General features: G+C 37.7%; 16 protein-coding genes and 2 pseudogenes. 10 read left to right on the top strand and 8 right to left on the bottom strand.

The annotated features are described in order from the left end of the window. Positions 1–47 precede the first annotated feature (47 nt). On the top strand, positions 48–1,412 hold the full coding sequence (locus M5A78_RS21195; protein WP_248737273.1) for an Nramp family divalent metal transporter: 1,365 nt from the start codon (positions 48–50) through the stop codon (positions 1,410–1,412). A gap of 75 nt (positions 1,413–1,487) precedes the next feature. Here M5A78_RS21195 and M5A78_RS21200 read toward each other — a convergent pair whose 3' ends face one another. Then, positions 1,488–2,315, bottom strand: a complete 828-nt coding sequence (locus M5A78_RS21200) for an HAD family hydrolase (protein WP_248737274.1) — start codon at positions 2,313–2,315, stop codon at positions 1,488–1,490. Between the two features lie 150 nt (positions 2,316–2,465). Between M5A78_RS21200 and M5A78_RS21205 the strand changes: the two genes are divergently transcribed. From M5A78_RS21205 to M5A78_RS21220, 4 genes are all read left to right on the top strand, one after another. Continuing rightward, positions 2,466–3,566, top strand: coding sequence for a threonine aldolase family protein (locus M5A78_RS21205; RefSeq protein ID WP_248737275.1), 1,101 nt, complete (start codon positions 2,466–2,468; stop codon positions 3,564–3,566). Between the two features lie 309 nt (positions 3,567–3,875). Then, positions 3,876–4,076, top strand: a complete 201-nt coding sequence (locus M5A78_RS21210; RefSeq protein ID WP_007083691.1) for a cold-shock protein — start codon at positions 3,876–3,878, stop codon at positions 4,074–4,076. A 385-nt stretch (positions 4,077–4,461) separates the two neighbouring features. Continuing rightward, positions 4,462–5,775, top strand: coding sequence for a hypothetical protein (locus M5A78_RS21215; RefSeq protein WP_248737276.1), 1,314 nt, complete (start codon positions 4,462–4,464; stop codon positions 5,773–5,775). Further along, complete coding sequence (locus M5A78_RS21220; protein WP_248737277.1) at positions 5,772–6,056, top strand: EscU/YscU/HrcU family type III secretion system export apparatus switch protein; 285 nt, start codon at positions 5,772–5,774, stop codon at positions 6,054–6,056. The genes M5A78_RS21215 and M5A78_RS21220 overlap by 4 nt, the downstream gene beginning before the upstream one ends. Before the next feature lie 76 nt (positions 6,057–6,132). Here M5A78_RS21220 and M5A78_RS21225 read toward each other — a convergent pair whose 3' ends face one another. Next, on the bottom strand, positions 6,133–6,816 hold the full coding sequence (locus M5A78_RS21225; protein ID WP_248737278.1) for a Dph6-related ATP pyrophosphatase: 684 nt from the start codon (positions 6,814–6,816) through the stop codon (positions 6,133–6,135). A gap of 169 nt (positions 6,817–6,985) precedes the next feature. On the opposite strand from M5A78_RS21225, the gene M5A78_RS21230 reads away from it, so the two are divergent. Beyond that, entirely contained in the window at positions 6,986–7,324 is a 339-nt protein-coding gene (locus M5A78_RS21230; RefSeq protein ID WP_248737279.1) for a hypothetical protein, read from the top strand. Between the two features lie 236 nt (positions 7,325–7,560). Here M5A78_RS21230 and M5A78_RS21235 read toward each other — a convergent pair whose 3' ends face one another. Continuing rightward, a complete protein-coding gene (locus M5A78_RS21235; RefSeq protein WP_248737280.1) occupies positions 7,561–8,544 on the bottom strand; it encodes a ring-cleaving dioxygenase in 984 nt (327 codons plus the stop codon). A gap of 724 nt (positions 8,545–9,268) precedes the next feature. Between M5A78_RS21235 and M5A78_RS21240 the strand changes: the two are divergent. Beyond that, a pseudogene (locus M5A78_RS21240) lies at positions 9,269–9,535 on the top strand (formyltetrahydrofolate deformylase); the annotation flags it as partial. 277 nt (positions 9,536–9,812) lie between these two features. Then, positions 9,813–10,346: a chloramphenicol phosphotransferase CPT family protein gene (locus M5A78_RS21245; protein WP_248737281.1), complete on the top strand. Its 534-nt coding sequence runs from the start codon at positions 9,813–9,815 to the stop codon at positions 10,344–10,346. Between the two features lie 224 nt (positions 10,347–10,570). Here M5A78_RS21245 and M5A78_RS21250 read toward each other — a convergent pair whose 3' ends face one another. From M5A78_RS21250 to M5A78_RS21270, 5 genes are all read right to left on the bottom strand, one after another. Continuing rightward, entirely contained in the window at positions 10,571–11,524 is a 954-nt protein-coding gene (locus M5A78_RS21250; RefSeq protein WP_248737282.1) for a hypothetical protein, read from the bottom strand. A 19-nt stretch (positions 11,525–11,543) separates the two neighbouring features. Then, positions 11,544–11,972 (bottom strand): hypothetical protein, encoded by a 429-nt coding sequence (locus M5A78_RS21255; protein WP_248737283.1) that lies wholly within the window; start codon positions 11,970–11,972, stop codon positions 11,544–11,546. 256 nt (positions 11,973–12,228) lie between these two features. After that, positions 12,229–13,290: a hypothetical protein gene (locus tag M5A78_RS21260; RefSeq protein WP_248737284.1), complete on the bottom strand. Its 1,062-nt coding sequence runs from the start codon at positions 13,288–13,290 to the stop codon at positions 12,229–12,231. Between the two features lie 123 nt (positions 13,291–13,413). Further along, positions 13,414–14,757: a HAMP domain-containing sensor histidine kinase gene (locus tag M5A78_RS21265; RefSeq protein WP_248737285.1), complete on the bottom strand. Its 1,344-nt coding sequence runs from the start codon at positions 14,755–14,757 to the stop codon at positions 13,414–13,416. Further along, positions 14,754–15,428, bottom strand: coding sequence for a response regulator transcription factor (locus M5A78_RS21270; RefSeq protein ID WP_248737286.1), 675 nt, complete (start codon positions 15,426–15,428; stop codon positions 14,754–14,756). Before M5A78_RS21270 ends, M5A78_RS21265 begins: the two co-directional genes overlap by 4 nt. Before the next feature lie 448 nt (positions 15,429–15,876). Between M5A78_RS21270 and M5A78_RS21275 the strand changes: the two are divergent. After that, positions 15,877–16,639: pseudogene (locus tag M5A78_RS21275) on the top strand (tyrosine-type recombinase/integrase). Positions 16,640–16,714: 75 nt separating this feature from the next. Then, the coding region (locus tag M5A78_RS21280; protein WP_248737287.1) for a DJ-1/PfpI family protein at positions 16,715–17,167 on the top strand (453 nt) is incomplete at its 3' end.

The raw sequence follows: 17,167 nt of genomic DNA on the forward strand, positions 1-17,167 counted from the left end.
TAAGGAAAATAATTAAACTACGCGCCAGTTTAAGGGGGGGATGATTAATGAGTATTCAAGCTCAAAGAAAACATGTGACGGAAGAGCAAGTGTGGTTAAAACAGAGCTCTAATGTGAGTTTAGAAGAGGTAAATAACACGGTGAGGGTTCCAACTAAAGGCGGTTTTTGGCGAAAACTTTTGGCGTATGCGGGCCCTGGATCATTAGTGGCGGTTGGATATGTCGATCCAGGTAACTGGGCGACATCCATTGCAGGTGGTGCACGATTCGGATACACACTGTTAATTGTCATTCTCCTTTCTAATTTAATTGCTATGCTGCTTCAAGCGTTGGCATCCAAGCTTGGTATCGTAACGGGAAGAGACCTTGCACAAGCAACAAGAGATGCAACTGGAAAGAAAACAGGCTTTTTTCTCTGGATATTAACGGAACTGGCCATTATTGCAACCGATTTAGCAGAGGTCATTGGTTCTGCAATTGCGTTAAATTTATTATTCGGGATTCCTTTATTATTAGGTATTGCGATTACTACCCTGGATGTGTTGCTCCTACTTTACTTGCAAAAGAAAAGCTTCCGTATAATTGAATCTATTGTCATAGTGTTAATGGTTACTATTTTCATTGTATTTGCCTTTGAAGTAATCATATCAAAACCAGAAATTTCGGCGTTGTTTGGTGGATTTGTACCGAAAATGGAAATTGTCACTAATCCAAGCATGCTCTTTATCTCTCTAGGGATTTTAGGGGCAACAGTCATGCCGCATAATTTATATTTGCATTCTTCCATTGTTCAATCAAGACAATACAAAAGAACAATTGAAGGAAAAAGAGAGGCAATAAAATTTTCATTAATTGATTCCACATTTTCATTAACGGGTGCTTTCTTCATCAATTCAGCAATCTTAATTCTTGGAGCGGCAGCCTTTTATGGGACAAATTTAGATGTGTCTGAAATTGAAGCGGCCTATGCATTATTAAGTCCAACTTTAGGAGTAGGGATTGCAAGTACTTTATTTGCAGTTGCCTTACTTGCCTCGGGGCAAAATGCAACGATTACTGGAACGATAAGCGGTCAAATCGTTATGGAAGGATTCATACATTTACGAATTTCACCTTGGCTTCGCCGCTTAATTACCCGATTATTAGCAGTTATTCCTGCCTTTATTGTGACTTGGATTGGGGGATCTAGAGGAACTGGTGAACTACTGTTGTGGAGTCAAGTTGTTTTAAGCCTGGCACTCCCATTTGCAGTCATCCCTTTAGTATTATTTACAAGTGATAAAAGGAAAATGGGGGAATTTGCTAACAAATTACCAGTAAAAATATTGGCATGGATATGTACGGTTGTAATTGTTTTATTGAATATCTTTTTAATCGGTTATATTGTGGTTACTGGTCAAGATATAGGGTAATAAAGAAAAAAGATCTTCCGAATCGGAGGATCTTTTTTCGATTCAATGCCTGACACCTGTAAGCAATCTTCACCATTAAATAATTGATATTTTCTCACCGGAATCAAGTAAGTGTAACAGATGATGAACAGCATAGGCAAAACCATCTTCATCATTTGTCTTTGTGATAATATCAGCTTTTTGTTGAACATGGAGCGGGGCATTTCCCATCGCGACTGAAGTAGTGGCTACTTCAAATTGGGCGAGATCATTGCCACCGTCACCAAATGCAATAATTTCATCAAAGGATAGATCCATCATCTGCTGGAAACGTAATAATGCCTTTCCTTTATGCGCTTCGCTTGAAGTAATCTCCACATTATTAGCGAAGGAAGAAGCCATTGAAATATCAAATTTACCAGCTAAGGACGCTTTCACTTCTTCAATTTTTTCTAATTGGTTATAGTGTACTAGAGCAATTAGCTTATAGATTTTTAGATTGTCTTTTTCGAGAATTTCATCATAATTGTATTCTTGAAAAAGGACATCGAGCTCTTCTTTACTTTTATCATGTAATGGAGGCAAGGTGGAAGGATAGCCGCCATAATTTGTATATACTAAAATTCCTACACCCAATTCTTTTAGCAGCGTGAAGATTTCTTTATAGGCTGAAACGGTTAACGTAGCTTCATAGATTATTTCTCTTGATTTTGAGTATAGAACAGAACCATTGATACAAAAAATAGGAAACTCCATATTTTGTACGGCTTTTAATTTTATCACATCAGCATATGCCCGGCCTGTGTTTAAAATAAGATAATGGCCTTGCTCTTGTAATTCGTTTAGGGCTTTTACATTTTCTTCGGATATTTCATGTTGAGAGTTTAATAAGGTACCGTCTAAATCGATTGAAATACATTTCATTTTTTGTCCTAATTCCTTTCATTCTTTCATATGACTACTATATCAGATTTTTTTATGGAAAGAGATTTTTAAGCATTCAACTGTTATAGTAGAAATAAGAATTGTTGCAATAGAAAATTAATATTCACGCAAAGTAGGGAGCGGCATAAATTGAACGATAATAATAGTTTAGTAGAAGCATTTAAACAAACAAAGTATAAGGTAGCGGGCCATGGCACGAGAAACATTCAAATCCTAAAAGAAGCTTTGAAGGATATAGATGGAAAACAGGAAAGTGATGTTTATGGTAAAGGTAAAATTATCGAAGATTTCCAAGAGAAGATGGCGAAGTATTTAGGGAAAGAAGCTGCCGTATTTTTCCCAAGCGGAACGATGGCTCAGCAAATTGCTTTACGAATCTGGTGTGATAAAAAGGGCTTAAAAAAAGTAGCGTATCATCCATTGTGTCATTTAGAAATTCATGAAGAAGATGGGTTAAAAGAATTACATCAGATCGAACCAATCTTATTAGCTGATAAAAACAGTTTAATACAACTGGAAGATGTTGTGAGGATGGAGGAGAATATTGCCTGTTTATTACTGGAATTACCTCAACGTGAGATCGGCGGACAACTACCCGAGTACAAAACACTTGAAGATATTTCAACTTATTGTCATGAAAAAGGGATTAAATTACATTTAGACGGAGCTAGACTTTTTGAAATCCTCCCCTATTATGAAAAATCTGCGGCTGAAATCTGTGATTTATTTGATAGCGTGTATGTTTCCTTTTACAAAGGAATTGGTGGGATTGCAGGGGCTATTTTGGCAGGTAATCAATCCTTTACAAATGAATCAAAGGTATGGAAAAGGCGTCATGGTGGAGATTTAATCAGCCTTTATCCATATATCCTCAGTGCTGATTATTTTTTCGATCAGAGGGTGGAGAAGATGAAGAAGTATTATGAAGAAGCGAAAGATCTTGCCGGATTATTTAATCAATGTCATGGTGTTTCAACCCAGCCTTCGGAACCAGTCTCCAATATGTTTCATGTCCATTTCGCTGCACCAAAAGAGGAGATGGAAGTGATTTTATCAGGAATCTATCAGGAAACCGGCATTGGCTTAACAAGTAACATTAAGGGAATAAGTAAAACCACGTGCTATTTTGAATTAAGTATCGGGGAAATGTATGCTCAAACTCCAAAGGAAGAGGTAAAGAACGTCATTCATCTACTTGATCAGAAAATACGGGGTATCTCAAATATATAGTAAGTGTCGGGCACCATTTGAGCTTTCAGTGGAGTTTAGCTTTTGTTAGGGATGGGAAGGGTTGAACCCACAAATCTATGGTAAATTCATCAAAGCAACGAGAGAGTAGGAAAAGAAAATTCCACCGTATTTTTGCAAATTGCCGAGTTTTCCAAAATACCTATTTGCATTACTGGAGATTCTCTGTTATAGTTAGTAAGAATTATTTTTGTTTGTCGGTAGGATTATGAAGTGTTAAACTTTTTGTCTGGAAGAACTAAGCAAGGATAGTAACACAATGTGTGCAAAGCACACGAGGAGGAAACAACAATGGAACAAGGTAAAGTAAAATGGTTTAATGCAGAAAAAGGATTCGGATTCATCGAACGCGAAGCAGGAGACGATGTATTCGTACACTTCTCAGCTATCCAAAGCGAAGGTTTCAAATCTCTAGACGAAGGTCAAGCAGTTACTTTTGAAGTAGAACAAGGCCAACGCGGACCTCAAGCTACTAACGTTCGTAAAGCGTAATAAAACCCAAAATAGATAAAAAGACTCTCTTGCAGAGTCTTTTTTTTTGTCAAAATTAAAATAAAAGAGCCCCACTCAGCAAACGAGTAGGGCGAGCTAATAAAAATGTAAAGTAAATGGTAGACAAAGTATAGCACATATTCATAGGAATCACTAATCCTTTTATTAGGAGATAATTGTCTATTCTTCTAAGAAAAAAATGTAATTAATGATTAAAGCTATTTTGAAGGAAACCGATATATATTAAGAGGAAACAGACCTTGCATCTGCGGTTTGGGACAAAACAACATTTTGAGGAAATCACCTCGCTAGGCATATTTCTATACCATAGATCCTCAATATCATCCATAAAAAAATGTGGCAGTTAGTTTAAGGAGCTAGAAAAATGAATCCAGTTCATATGATACAATCCTTGCTTAATGTTGAAAATCTTCCAAAAGATTCTTTGTTTTCTTTAAGACAAGGCCAATTGATTTACGGTAAAGTACAGAAATTCTTTCAAAATAATACGGCATTAATCCAGTTAGGAAATGTAAAATTATATGCGCAATTAAAGGCATCACTTTCGGCTGGAAATAGTTATTGGTTTGAAGTCCAGTCTAATGACGGTGCTGAAATTCACTTAAAAGTAGTAGAAGGAATTGGACAAAATACAAGCCAGCAATCCATACATTCATTATTAAAACACTTTCAACTTCCTGAAACGAAAATCAATCTACAATTCGTCCAGTTTTTACTATCAAAAAATCTTCCCATTACAAAAGGACATCTCGTTGAAACCCAGAACTGGATAAATAAGAAAACGGATTTCCCCAAAGCCACAGCGGCTATTGAATATATGATAAAAAAGGATTTACCGTTTACAAAGCAAATCTTTCAATCTCTAGTAGCTGTTCAGGAATCCAAATCCTTTACTAGTCAATTAGAACAATTAGGTAGGTTTTTAGAAGACCCCAAATTTTATTCATTAAAGTCGACACAACCATTAAAACAAATGATTGGTAATATATTGGAGAATAGTTCAATAAATCAAGTTTTCTCATCAATTGACGATCAGCTACCCTCTGGTACAGAAGTGAAAAAAATGCTTGAATCCATGATTCACTCTTTAGGTCTTGAATATGATAAAGAAGTGGAGGTATGGTCAAAAGTTAAACAAGAATCATTTGAGTCACTAGATTCCTTAAAGCCTCTGTTATTAAAGGCGATGAGCGAGTTAGGAAACAGTGGAAGGGAGCTAGAGCCAATTATAAATAGATTAACAGGAATGCAATTAATCTCTCAAGAGACAAATGGTCCCATGCTACAAATATTGATGCAGTTACCAATCCTATTGGGGGAAAAAAAATCTGATGTTACCCTTCAATGGAGCGGTCGTAAAACTAGTAACGGACAAATTGATCCAAATTATTGCCGAATTTTATTTTATTTAGAGTTACAGAGCATTCAACACACTGTGATTGATATGCATATTCAAAATAAACTGATTCATATTACAGTCATCAACGATACCAAGGAAATTGAAACCATTATTACTACTCTAAAACCTTCATTAAAAGAAAAACTAGATGAACTTGGTTACAATCTGTCCTTTATAAAAGTTATTCCCCCTTATGAAAAAGACAAGTTAGACGAAGATCAAATGAATTCCTCTATTTTGTTAAAGGATGGTTACCAGGAGGTAGATATAAAAATATGAGTGGAAAAAATAAGACTAAACAAATACAAGCTGTTGCACTTTCTTATGAAGCAAGTAAGCAGATGGCACCCAAAGTAGTGGCTAAAGGAAAAGGCAATGTAGCCAATAATATTATCGAAAAAGCAAAAAAACATCAAGTTCCCATTCAAGAAGATCCTTCTTTGGTTGAGTTACTAAGTCAACTTCAAATAAATGAGGCAATCCCCGAACAGCTGTACGATGCAGTAGCGGAGGTTTTTGCCTTTATTTACAGTGTTGATCACCAGCATTCAAAGAGTTAATGGATGAAAATAAAAATCAGGTAGAGAAAAGATTTCATCTACCTAATTGAAAGCTAAGTGATCGACAATGAAAACGCTACTTAACACTCGCTACAAGACGATAACTCTTAAATTCTAGTTTCTTTGTTGTTTCAAGTTGAATTAATTCTCCCTGATCCAATTGAATCCTTTTTGAAAATAGCGGCCCATCATATACAAAGGTATGATACTCACCTGATTCTCCCATTGGACAAATAGCAGTCTTTTTTGCATCATGTAAAAATGATTCATCTATGATTCTACCGAGCCAAGATTCATCTAATACATCTTCTCGTACACGAACAACGATTGCTTCATAGCCAGAGCGGACGAAGTTTTCTAATAATTGTAAGGATGCTTCCTTTTTCGTCCAAAGGGGATAGATTGCCTCAACCTCTGCACTGATAGCAACTTTTTCACCCCATTCTCGGTGTTCATCTAAATATAGGTCTCCAAAGGCGATTCCTGTAATCATATCTTGATTTTTCAAGGTTTGTATTGCTTTGACAAATTGATCTGTATAGTGTTCATAGGAGCATTCAATAAAATAAACGGGTATGGAGAGTGCTTCTCCCTGTAATTTAATCATTTCTGTTCGTTCTCCATGACCAAATGTCCGACCAAGTTCTTTGGGTACGGTTGTAATTAAGGAAACAATCTCATACCCATTTTGAATTAAAGTATCCAATGCTATACAACAATCTTTTCCACCGCTCCAAGATAAAGCAATTCGTTTTTTCAAGATTAATCATCCTTTTTAAACATATTATTATTAAAAGTAATAGTTTAATTTTACCACAAAAGGTGATAGATCCTGAACTTGATACCTCATATATAAGATAAACAAGAATTCTGTGCTATTTAGCAAGAATATCAAGCCATATTACTAAATCCATATTTGGGAGGATTTTATGACCTTTGAAGAATTGAAAAAAAATAAGCCAACAATCCAATGGATTGAGGATGATGAAGATGGTGAATTTTTTACTGAAGAAAATATAAGTGCAACAAATGTGGTTCTTGACTCTTACATTAACAACTTAGAGAAACTAGGAGCAAAACCGACCGAAGCGGAAATAATGAAAGTTGTTAAAGAAGTAGTTGTTAGAATAAATGAATTAAATGACAAATATGATTATTTTATCGAAACAATGGAGCGAGAAGACCTGTACGAGTTTATCGATACTGCGGCAAAGATTGCAGGCTTAGAATCCGAGGAAGACATAACAGAAGAGTGGAGAGAATGGTAAACAAAAAGGAGCGAATTTCGCTCCTTTTTTGATGGCTATTTTATGTGTTATTTCATATAGCACTGTCTAACTAAAATGTCTTCTTTTTTTACTGTTATTTGTTATTTTGTACTTCTGAAACGAGCCCGTTAATCAAAGCTCTGATTTACATTATCTTGGAATGATATGCAATAATTTTTAAAATAATATTTCAAGCTTTGATCAATAATGCCAAGCATATTAGCTGCTTTTGAAAATTAATGATATTCTTTCACAAATTCTTTTGTACTTCTAACTGTATCAATAGGGCGAACAAATTTTTCGATTTGACTACGTTTTGCTTCTAAAAATGGAGGTAAAGATAATTTTTCGCCAAGTGTTTCATACGGTTCATCTCCCATAAAACCGGGGCCATCTGTGGCAAATTCAAATAAGATTTGTGGAGCAACTCTAACGTATAAGGACCCGAAAAAGAACCGGTCTACAAAACCAGAGGTTCCAAATCCGAAACCTTCTATTCGGTTCATCCATTCTTCCAAAACAGTGCGGTCTTCTACACGGAAGGCAGCATGGTGTACGGTCCCAAAACCTTGTTGAGATGGTGGCAGAATCGCATTGTATTCGACAACCACTTGAGCACCATTTCCGCCTTCACCTACTTCAAATAAATGAAAAGATCCTACTTGTTCGATTTCATTAAATAGTAGAACTTTTTCCATCATTTCTTTAAAGTAATCAAAGTTCGCCACTCGAACAAAGAGTGGTCCTAATCCAGTAATAGCATATTCTAATGGGATTGGACCCTTTTGCCATGGTGTACCGCTAGCGACACCTTCATTGTTTTCATCTGAAATCAATTGATATTGTTGGTCATCGAAATCCACAAAAGATAGAGTTTTTTTGCCAAATTGTTCTTTGATTCCGGTATGCTTTACTTCTAAACGATTAAATCGTTTTACCCAATACTCTATAGCGGCATCACTTGGTACGCGAAAAGAAGTTTTTGAAATCTCATTTGTCCCATGTACTCCTTTAGGAGTGCCAGGGAAATCAAAGAATGTCATATCTGTACCAGGGCCGCCTGTATCATCAGCAAAAAATAAATGATAAGTTTGGATGTCATCTTGATTGACCGTTTTCTTTACTAAGCGCATCCCTAACACATAAGTGAAAAATTCATAATTCTTTTCTGCACTACTCGTAATAGCTGTGACATGGTGAATACCTTTTAATCCGTTCATTTTATACCCTCCAATGATACTCCAATTGTGCGCATCTATATTATTCCACTTTGAGCAGTTTCACCACTCAAGAGATAGGCATCCATTATTTTTTAGTAGCAAGACTCGAACTAGTTAATAAATAATGGATTTTGTTAAGGTTTTTATCTTTAATTAAAATATCTTCAATTCGAGATAAATAATACCATGTTTATTTTTTTCTGTCAATGTTTTTGAGGGGGAAAAACCTCTTTAATGAGATATACTAGCAGATTTCCCAGCGATGGTTGTTGATTCCAGTGGAATTTGGTTGAGGTTCGCTTTTCTTTAGAAAAAAGAGGTGGAAGTAGATGATAAAGTGGTTAAAATTGGGGCATCGTCATCACTTGTCTATAACTGGAAAAATTTAATTCCCAAAAAAAAATTCCGTTCTTTAGCGGGTAAAGATATAGTAGATAAAATATACAAAATATTTTTAATACTCTTTCTATAGTTGGAGAGTATTCTCATTTAACAGTAAATAATGTTATCTGTTCATAGAATAACAAATATTAAAAATAAAATATTTATTGAACATGACCAATTAATTCCGAATGTAGATATCGTTTTCCGTTCAAGGATAATAAATGACACCAGAGTATCTAGAAACAGGAGGGCAATGGGGAGAGGCATGGTCAAGATGAAACAATAAATATTGGAAAGTTACATATTTTGTACACAGAATGAATGACAAAGGACCTTTTATATGAACTCGTATATTAACGATCAAATCAAACAATTAAACAACGTAATCAAATCCGTGGGCTTCTTATAGTCAGTTGTCCAGACCAGCCAGGAATTGTATCAGCTATCTCTCAATCTTTATTTTCGCATAATGCCAATAACATTGAGTCTAATCAGTATTCAACCACCCCCGAGGGAGTGGATTTTTACTCCAGTTTATAAAGTGAAAAAAACGGCAATTTTTGTATCAAAAGAATTGCACTGTCTGCAGGAGCTTTTATGGGAGTGGTAAATGTGGCTTTGAAATAAAGTTTGATAATTTATAACAAAGTACGATAATTTTAAAAAAAGATTGATCATTTATAATAAAGTTTGATAAAAACCCTGTATGAATAGGGTTTTTCTTTTGATACTAAAACTCCAGGTGTTTTGTTCAATTAAAGGGCTATATTCTGGAATAACTCATTGTAAAAGTGATGGTAATTTGACATAATTGTCATTAAGTAAAGGGTAGCATAGCGATATAAGACGTCCTTAAGCTTATGTTCCAAAGAGAGGTTAAAGGTATGGTAGACGTAATTATTCTGAATGGTGGATCGAGTTCCGGGAAAACTACTATCGCAAAGTGTCTCCAGAATTCATTGCCAACGTCATGGCTAAGGTTCAGTATCGACGATTTAATCGACGCCATGCCCGATGCAATGTTGAAAGCAGACAGCGGAATTAAATTCGGTGACGATGGGTCTATCAGTCCAGGTACGGAATTTCGCACATTAGGGTCCGCATGGATGCACGGTATTGGCGAGATGGTCCGTAGAGGAGCCCGAGTAATTATCGAAGATGTCTTCATTAGTGGAGTAGAAGCTTGTAATCGCTGGGAAGCTTCCTTGGAAGGGTTGCAGGTGCTGTGGGTTGGTGTTTTCTGTGATCCCACCGTTGCGTCTGCTCGTGAGAGCGAACGAGCGGACCGCGTTGCAGGAATGGCAGTTTCACAAGCGACTACGGTTCACGTTGGCATACATTATGACATTAAAGTCGACACAACAAAGACATCGCCAGAAGAATGTGCCCGAATTATCGGGCAAAGAATCAACCCATGAGAGCCTACGTGGTGTTTTTAAGCAAAACGGGTGCATTTCTGCAATATCGCTCAATCACAGATGTACAGAACGGTCTTCCGCAATCGGGCACAATTCCAGAATAAGAATGAACTCTTTCTTTTAGTAAAGGGCCACTGATCTGTTCAATCAAAATTAAGGAGTTGTATAAGTTGAGCAATAACAAGTAACAGGGCCCGTAAAGGGTCAACAGGTCCCCGGCACATTCATGAATGTTTGCGTTTTTGAGTCATACCTGATTGGGTTCTTTTTTGATAAATCCAAGTAGCTCCACCTATCGAGAGACCTAGAAACAACCATCCAATATATACCACAGCGACTATCCAGGCACTACCATCGAGAGGCACTGGACCCTCAAGACCAAACAACTGCATGAGGGATCCAAAAAGGGCCAGAAGACCCATAGGAGCTGTTAAACATGCAGCCGTCCAACCTCCAGTGATTAATACCCAGCGGGGAAAAATTTGCCCCCATTTTTGAACAAGGGATAAGGAAAGTAATGCGCATGCACCAAATACCACAATTTCTCCATAAGCGGCATGATTTCCAAACCTTTGTCCGCCGCCTAGATCTCCGCCGAGCGACCAGTAAATTTTGAGTAAGGGATAGGGGAATGATAATGCAAAAGCTGTATAGCCAAGCCGCTTATTTGATCTTATTTTCGATGGTACATGGTCAACTGAAAAAGACGGATCAAGGGAGACACGCTGGAAGTGAACGGTAGATGAAGCAAGAAATATTGCCGCTATGAGGCTAATCGCTCGGGTCCCAAAACCTATACAGTCAACAATGGGCGGTAAACCAGGAATTCCGAGAACGGCCGCTGTACGAAGCACATCAAAAACAATCCCTGCAGAGGACCAGATCAGTAAGAGGCAGGAGCCCCACGCAAGGATGAGTACCATTACACGTGCTAAGGGTTGCTGGCGACGCCATCCAATCATCATCAGTACTACGATTACCCCACAAACCGTGGTAAATGCCGTAACTCCTAAGGGTGCAAATCCCTTAGTATAGTCGACTCTATCGAAAAAAAACAGCTGAAATGAAACAGATACCAGAGTTAGTGTACACGCCACCATTGCAGCCCACATTCGAAAAGACAATCCAGTTTCTTTAATCACATCTTCCCTAATAATATTCCGATTGTTAGAATCCATATTAAGAAATACATCCCCTTTATGAGAGTTTAAAAATGATATAGAATACACAAAACACCGTTAGTAGAAAAACGGAAATTAAATAGATGACCATGCTCCGCCTAAATGCAGAAAGCGAAATGCCGGAAGCTTGCGCATAATGGGAAGCTGTTAACCCGGACAAAATGTCCATGATAATAAACCATGGCTCATAAAACAAAAGATCCCATAACGCCAGGCTGTGGACATCAAGTGAAATCCAGCCAGTGAAATGAATGGTAATAACATCTGCTAGAAGAAGGACTTTTGTAATGATCCCGCTGATTCCATGTGCAATTAAATAAGCAGTACAGGAAAGAGTAGGGATTAATATAATGAGACGGTGGAAGTGTCTTCCTCCAATTAACGGCACCCATGCCGGAACTACCCTTCCCCATGGCTTGGCAAGAGCAATTAAAATGAACCCCACAGGTCATGATTAAGACGCCTGCAAAGTAACTTGCCATGTACATCCCTTTAGGATCTTCCACTTGTCCCGGAATACCTAAAGTTCCACCGGCGGCTTGATAAAATCGGACAAAAACGGCATACATTACTGCCCAAATGCAACCGAGGTAAGCTGGCCATACCGCATTCTTCGTCAAACGTTCAAAGGCATTCAACCTTTCAGTTTGAGCTTCCACATTATTTGTTTTTTCGTTCATGTTCACATGATCCTCCTCATATTAATCTTTTCCACAATTGGAACATCGACCACGCCGACGATAATAGTAGGCGATCGCAGCTAGCCCAAGAGCCACTCCCCATGGCACCCAAAAAATCATAGGTCCCATAGCTCCCCAGCCCTGACTGAGTAAAATATTGTCCATCGGCACAAGTTGAAGTGCCATGGCGAAGATACCAAATGTAAAGACAAAACCGGCTGCGGTTACAGCTATGGCAACAATAGAAGCAGGAATCACTGCAAGCATGATGGGTACTCTTTTTCCACCAATGAATGGGAACCAGCGAGGAAAGACTTCACCCCATTTTTGGATCAAACCAAGTGTAAGGATACCCCCGACTATACAAACAGATCCAAAAACCCATTCCGTCATATGTGCCATCGGATTAGCGCTCGAGAAATCCCTAAGGAATTGCGGATCAACCCCTAAAGGGATATCGAGTGCCCACGAGAAGCGTATAAAGGCATAAGGAATGGGTGCAAACACTGCGATAATGGTCAACCATCTCCCCCAACGAATCAATGCAGGTGTTTCTCCGTCATCGGTCCGCCCGCAATATTCACATGCATGACGAGTTTTCCTTTGGTAAACAACAGCGGCCATCATCCAAAAAAGCGCGCCAATAATACAAATGATTTGGTTCAACATTTGCCAGTTGAAGTCGAATTTAAATAAAAAAGCGTAAGCCATAGCAGCAATTAATTTGGTATCCGGAATAAAGAGGAGCAGAGCAACAGAGAACCCCCATGAATAGGCAATAGCAAACCACCGAGAAAAAGCCATATTTTGTGTTTTTTGCATGACAAGACCTATTCCAATGCCCATGAGACATAGAGTGACAAAAACAATAGAGCCAACTTTTGCTGGAAGATAGGTAACCATAGCGGCGAACAATCCCATACCGTCATTGTTAAAAGGATATCCAGCTCCACCCCATAACCAATAAAGATGTAATGCTCCATACAGTACCGACCATAACATGGCAGCATAACCAATCCATGAGGGCCAACGGTACCATTTTGTTTTCGCCTCTTTATTCAGTAAAGGCGATGTGAGTTTCAACGTAATCATCCTTTCTTTTTTTATTCAATTCAAATATCCTCACTTTCATCCTAATCAGTAAAGGTTAAAATGAAGGTGAGGTTTCGTTTAAATTTTGTTTAATTCGGGGTTTTCTTTTTTTAATTATTTTTTTTCGTACAGATAGATTTCCGTGCCCTTTGGTGAACTTGTTATTGTCCATCCTAATTGCATTTCCTGAAGCATTAGTGACACGATGGAGAGGCCGATGCCGGCCCCCTTTTTGTCTGTTGTTACATCCAAGCCGGGGCCTCTGTCTTCAATCAGAATGGCTGTTTTCCCTTCATAATCCACGATTCGGACACCGACATACCGCCCCGATTTAGCGTGTCTCATCACGTTTTGGTAGAGATTATCTAGGATGCGCATGAACCATTGGGGATCGATATTCCAGATCATAGCCTTTTCGGGCAGATTAACATCTACTTTAAAGCCTTCTTTCTCAAATACCGGATACCATCCTGCCATTGATTCCCGAATGAACCGAATAATATCTGTTTCTTTTCTTTGCAATGTGTATTTTCGGGCTGATAATAGCGTGTAGGAAAGGAGATTTTCAAGCAGATGGCTTAAAAGATCTACCTTGTTTTCAATTAAATGGAGTGAATCTTTCCCTTTGGACGATAAAGGTTCTTTTTGTAATGAATAGGCATGCCCACGAATGGTTGTGAGAGGTGTTCGTAAATCGTGGGATATATTGGCAATCAACTGTTTTCGCAGCGCTTCTTCTTCTTGTTCGTGTTGCCTGCTTTTTATCAGTTCATCCACCATATAATTAAACGCTTTGCCCAATTCACTGATTTCGTCTTTTTTATCGACAACTATCTTTTCGGGAATCCCGTTTTCCTTCGTTTCCGTCATGGCAGTTTGGAGATGAACGAGCCGTTTCCGTATCTTGAAGAAAAATAACCAAGAGACAAATAGAAAGAGACCAAATACGAGAAAACCATATATCGCCAAGAACTTGTCATCTATAAAGGAAAGGGTCGGAAGTTTTGTAACGGAGGGCGGTATTTGGAAAACCATAAATCCGTTGCTCTGGTCTCTGCCAATATAAGACACAAAGGTAATGGGATCTCCATCACTTTGATTCATAAACTCAATACTGTTCTCTAAGGTCCATTGAGACGGAATATTCTTTTGTTTAGAAAGTACTAGTTTGGTTTTGCCCGCCCCGTCCACCCAGAACATCGAAGCGAGCGGATATTGATCCTTTAATGTGTGGAGCTTCTGATCTATCTGTTCTGGAGTGGCTCTGTCCAACTTTGCCGCTTCATGATGCCACATTTGCTTTAATTTGTTCGTATCAATATACTGAGCTTTTTGTTGAACATCCTTGTCCAGAAAATAGGAGGGTATATAATAGGCAGGTAAAACAAACGGCCATAAGATAAGTGCTACCATAATGATTAGTAAATATCTCGCCAACAGAGAATGTCGAAATCTCATTGCTTCACCCTATATCCGATTCCCCGGATGGTTTCAATAATTTGCGGCTGGCTCGGATTTTCCTCTATTTTTTCGCATAAATGGCGAATGTGGACCATCAACGTTTTATCTCCAGCTATATAGGGATTTTCCCATACCGCTTCGTAGATTTGTTCTTTTGTCAGAATTTTGTTCGGATGACGAAGCAAATAGGTGAAAATTTGAAATTGCTTTGGTGTTAGGACGATTTCTTTCTTCGATCTTGTATCGACAATGTGGTTTTGGTCTAAATAAATGCGAAGATGTGAAAGTTGAATGAGCGGTGGTGACATCTTTCCAAACCGTCTTAACAGCACTTCCACACGTGCCGCCAATTCATCGGGATGAAATGGTTTCGTCACATAATCGTCGGCAAAATGAAGACCTTGCAATTTATCGTCAATAGAGGTTCTAGCAGAAAGCATAAGAATCGGTGTAACTGGATATTCTTTTTTTAACCGCTGGCCGATGGAGAATCCATCCAATCCAGGAAGCATGATGTCAAGGATGACTAGGTCGATGCCCTCCATATGATTGGGCGCACGATCCCCCGTGGTAAGACAGGTCACATGATAGCCCCGCCTAGTTAAATCTTCGCTGACCCAAGCACTGATTTCCTTATCGTCTTCAATGTATAAAAGTTTATTTTTCATTTTCCCCACCCAATGGCTTTTTTTATAAAGGATTAAGTAGACGATTATAACCTCATCCGGCACAAATAAAGAAATTTTCTTTTTAAAAATTTTTCGTCCACCATTTTCGTCGATTTTATCTATACGTAATCCATTCCACTCTTAAGTTGGATTTTCCTTCTTCGTTGACTAACACGCTCTTTAGTGAATTGCAAAAACACTGTTTCGAGTGTTACTAAATTAGAATGAAGGTCATTCTTATAAATAGCAGTATGAAAAAAAGGCAATTCAACAATCGGGCGCTTTCCGAAATACGAAAAGCGTTTTTATTTCGTCCTCCGAGGGTTATAAAGACTATCTAGAAAAAAATTCTCTTAGATTGTTGAATACCTTTAGTATGAAAAAGATTCTTTTTGGGCATGATAGAAATCAAGATTAATTGGTTCATAACCTGGGAGAGTGAAGTGCAATGTTATTATCTGAAGTTTGGGAGAAGTATCAACTTGATAAGAAGATTGAGGGATATTCAGCTCTAACATTGAAAACCTATTGCTTTCAATACAATTTATTATTAAGATTCTTTGGGGATATAGATATGGGTGAATTTACTACAGAGAAACTCAAAAGCTATTTAATTGAGGCTGGTGAACATTTAAATGCGTCTAGTCTAGGACATCGAGTTAGTTGTATTCGATCACTATTTAAATGGGCATATGATGAAGGGGTCATTTCTAAGAATTCAGCTGCTAAATTGAAAGAACCAAAGTTGGGTAAAAGAATCCCAAAATTTCTTTCAGAGCTCGAAATAGAACATCTCAGGGAAGCGTGCCATAATACCATGGAAAACGTAATATTTGAATTTATTTATTCTACCGGTTGTCGCATTGGAGAAGTCGAAAAACTTCTCTACGAATTCCGTTATTGTACATGGAAAAGGCGATAAGGAAAGAGAAGTCTACTTCAATACTCGCTGCTCCTTGTGGTTGAAAAGATACTTAGACGAACGGGACGATGAGGATCCATGCTTGTGCCAAAATTGGTTTTTAGGACATTATTTACAAGAACGGACTTCAAATCAAGCAGTTTTTCTTCTTGAAAAAGATATGATACATACATATGTACCTTATTTACTTTTACCGTACGGTAAATCTATTAAAGTTATTGAGCCAATAAGTCTTAAGAAAAGACTTATTGAAGTTCTGTCGGAATTAATAAAATATCATCAAGTATGATAACTTCCCTGACGTTATATGTCAGGGAAGTTATATTATAATAGGCTATATCAATTGTGATTGGAGTGTTATTGGATGCAAACAAAAAAAGTTTATCTTTATGTTTTTAATACAATGTCAGACTGGGAATATGGATATTTAATTGCTGAACTAAACTCAGGAAGATATTTCAAAAAAGATTTAGCACCTTTAAAAGTAGTTACAGTAGGAGCCAATAAAGAAATTATTACTACGATGGGAGGACTGAGCATAAAACCAGATATTTCCCTTGATGAATGTACTCTTAAGAGTAAAGATCTTTTAGTTTTACCTGGAGGGAATACTTGGGGAGAAGATATTCATCAACCTATCTTGAAAAAAATTGGCGAAGCTTTAAAGCTTGGCACTATTGTTGCTGCAATTTGTGATGCAACTGAGGGATTAGCGAATATTGGATACCTAGATTCTAGAAAGCATACAAGCAATAACTTAGAGTATATTAAAATGGTCTGTCCTAATTATAAAGGAGAAAAATTTCATGAGATGGGA

Origin of the sequence: Neobacillus rhizosphaerae (genome assembly GCF_937468385.1) — a bacterium.
Lineage (GTDB): Bacteria > Bacillota > Bacilli > Bacillales > Cytobacillaceae > Neobacillus > Neobacillus rhizosphaerae.

Excerpts from the sequence above, each read along its gene's own strand:
- M5A78_RS21195 (WP_248737273.1), top strand. The coding sequence starts at position 48 with ATGAGTATTCAAGCTCAAAGAAAACATGTGACGGAAGAGCAAGTGTGG.
- M5A78_RS21200 (WP_248737274.1), bottom strand. The coding sequence starts at position 2,315 with ATGAAATGTATTTCAATCGATTTAGACGGTACCTTATTAAACTCTCAA.
- M5A78_RS21210 (WP_007083691.1), top strand. The coding sequence starts at position 3,876 with ATGGAACAAGGTAAAGTAAAATGGTTTAATGCAGAAAAAGGATTCGGA.
- M5A78_RS21215 (WP_248737276.1), top strand. The coding sequence starts at position 4,462 with ATGAATCCAGTTCATATGATACAATCCTTGCTTAATGTTGAAAATCTT.
- M5A78_RS21220 (WP_248737277.1), top strand. The coding sequence starts at position 5,772 with ATGAGTGGAAAAAATAAGACTAAACAAATACAAGCTGTTGCACTTTCT.
- M5A78_RS21230 (WP_248737279.1), top strand. The coding sequence starts at position 6,986 with ATGACCTTTGAAGAATTGAAAAAAAATAAGCCAACAATCCAATGGATT.
- M5A78_RS21235 (WP_248737280.1), bottom strand. The coding sequence starts at position 8,544 with ATGAACGGATTAAAAGGTATTCACCATGTCACAGCTATTACGAGTAGT.
- M5A78_RS21245 (WP_248737281.1), top strand. The coding sequence starts at position 9,813 with ATGGTAGACGTAATTATTCTGAATGGTGGATCGAGTTCCGGGAAAACT.
- M5A78_RS21250 (WP_248737282.1), bottom strand. The coding sequence starts at position 11,524 with ATGGATTCTAACAATCGGAATATTATTAGGGAAGATGTGATTAAAGAA.
- M5A78_RS21265 (WP_248737285.1), bottom strand. The coding sequence starts at position 14,757 with ATGAGATTTCGACATTCTCTGTTGGCGAGATATTTACTAATCATTATG.
- M5A78_RS21270 (WP_248737286.1), bottom strand. The coding sequence starts at position 15,428 with ATGAAAAATAAACTTTTATACATTGAAGACGATAAGGAAATCAGTGCT.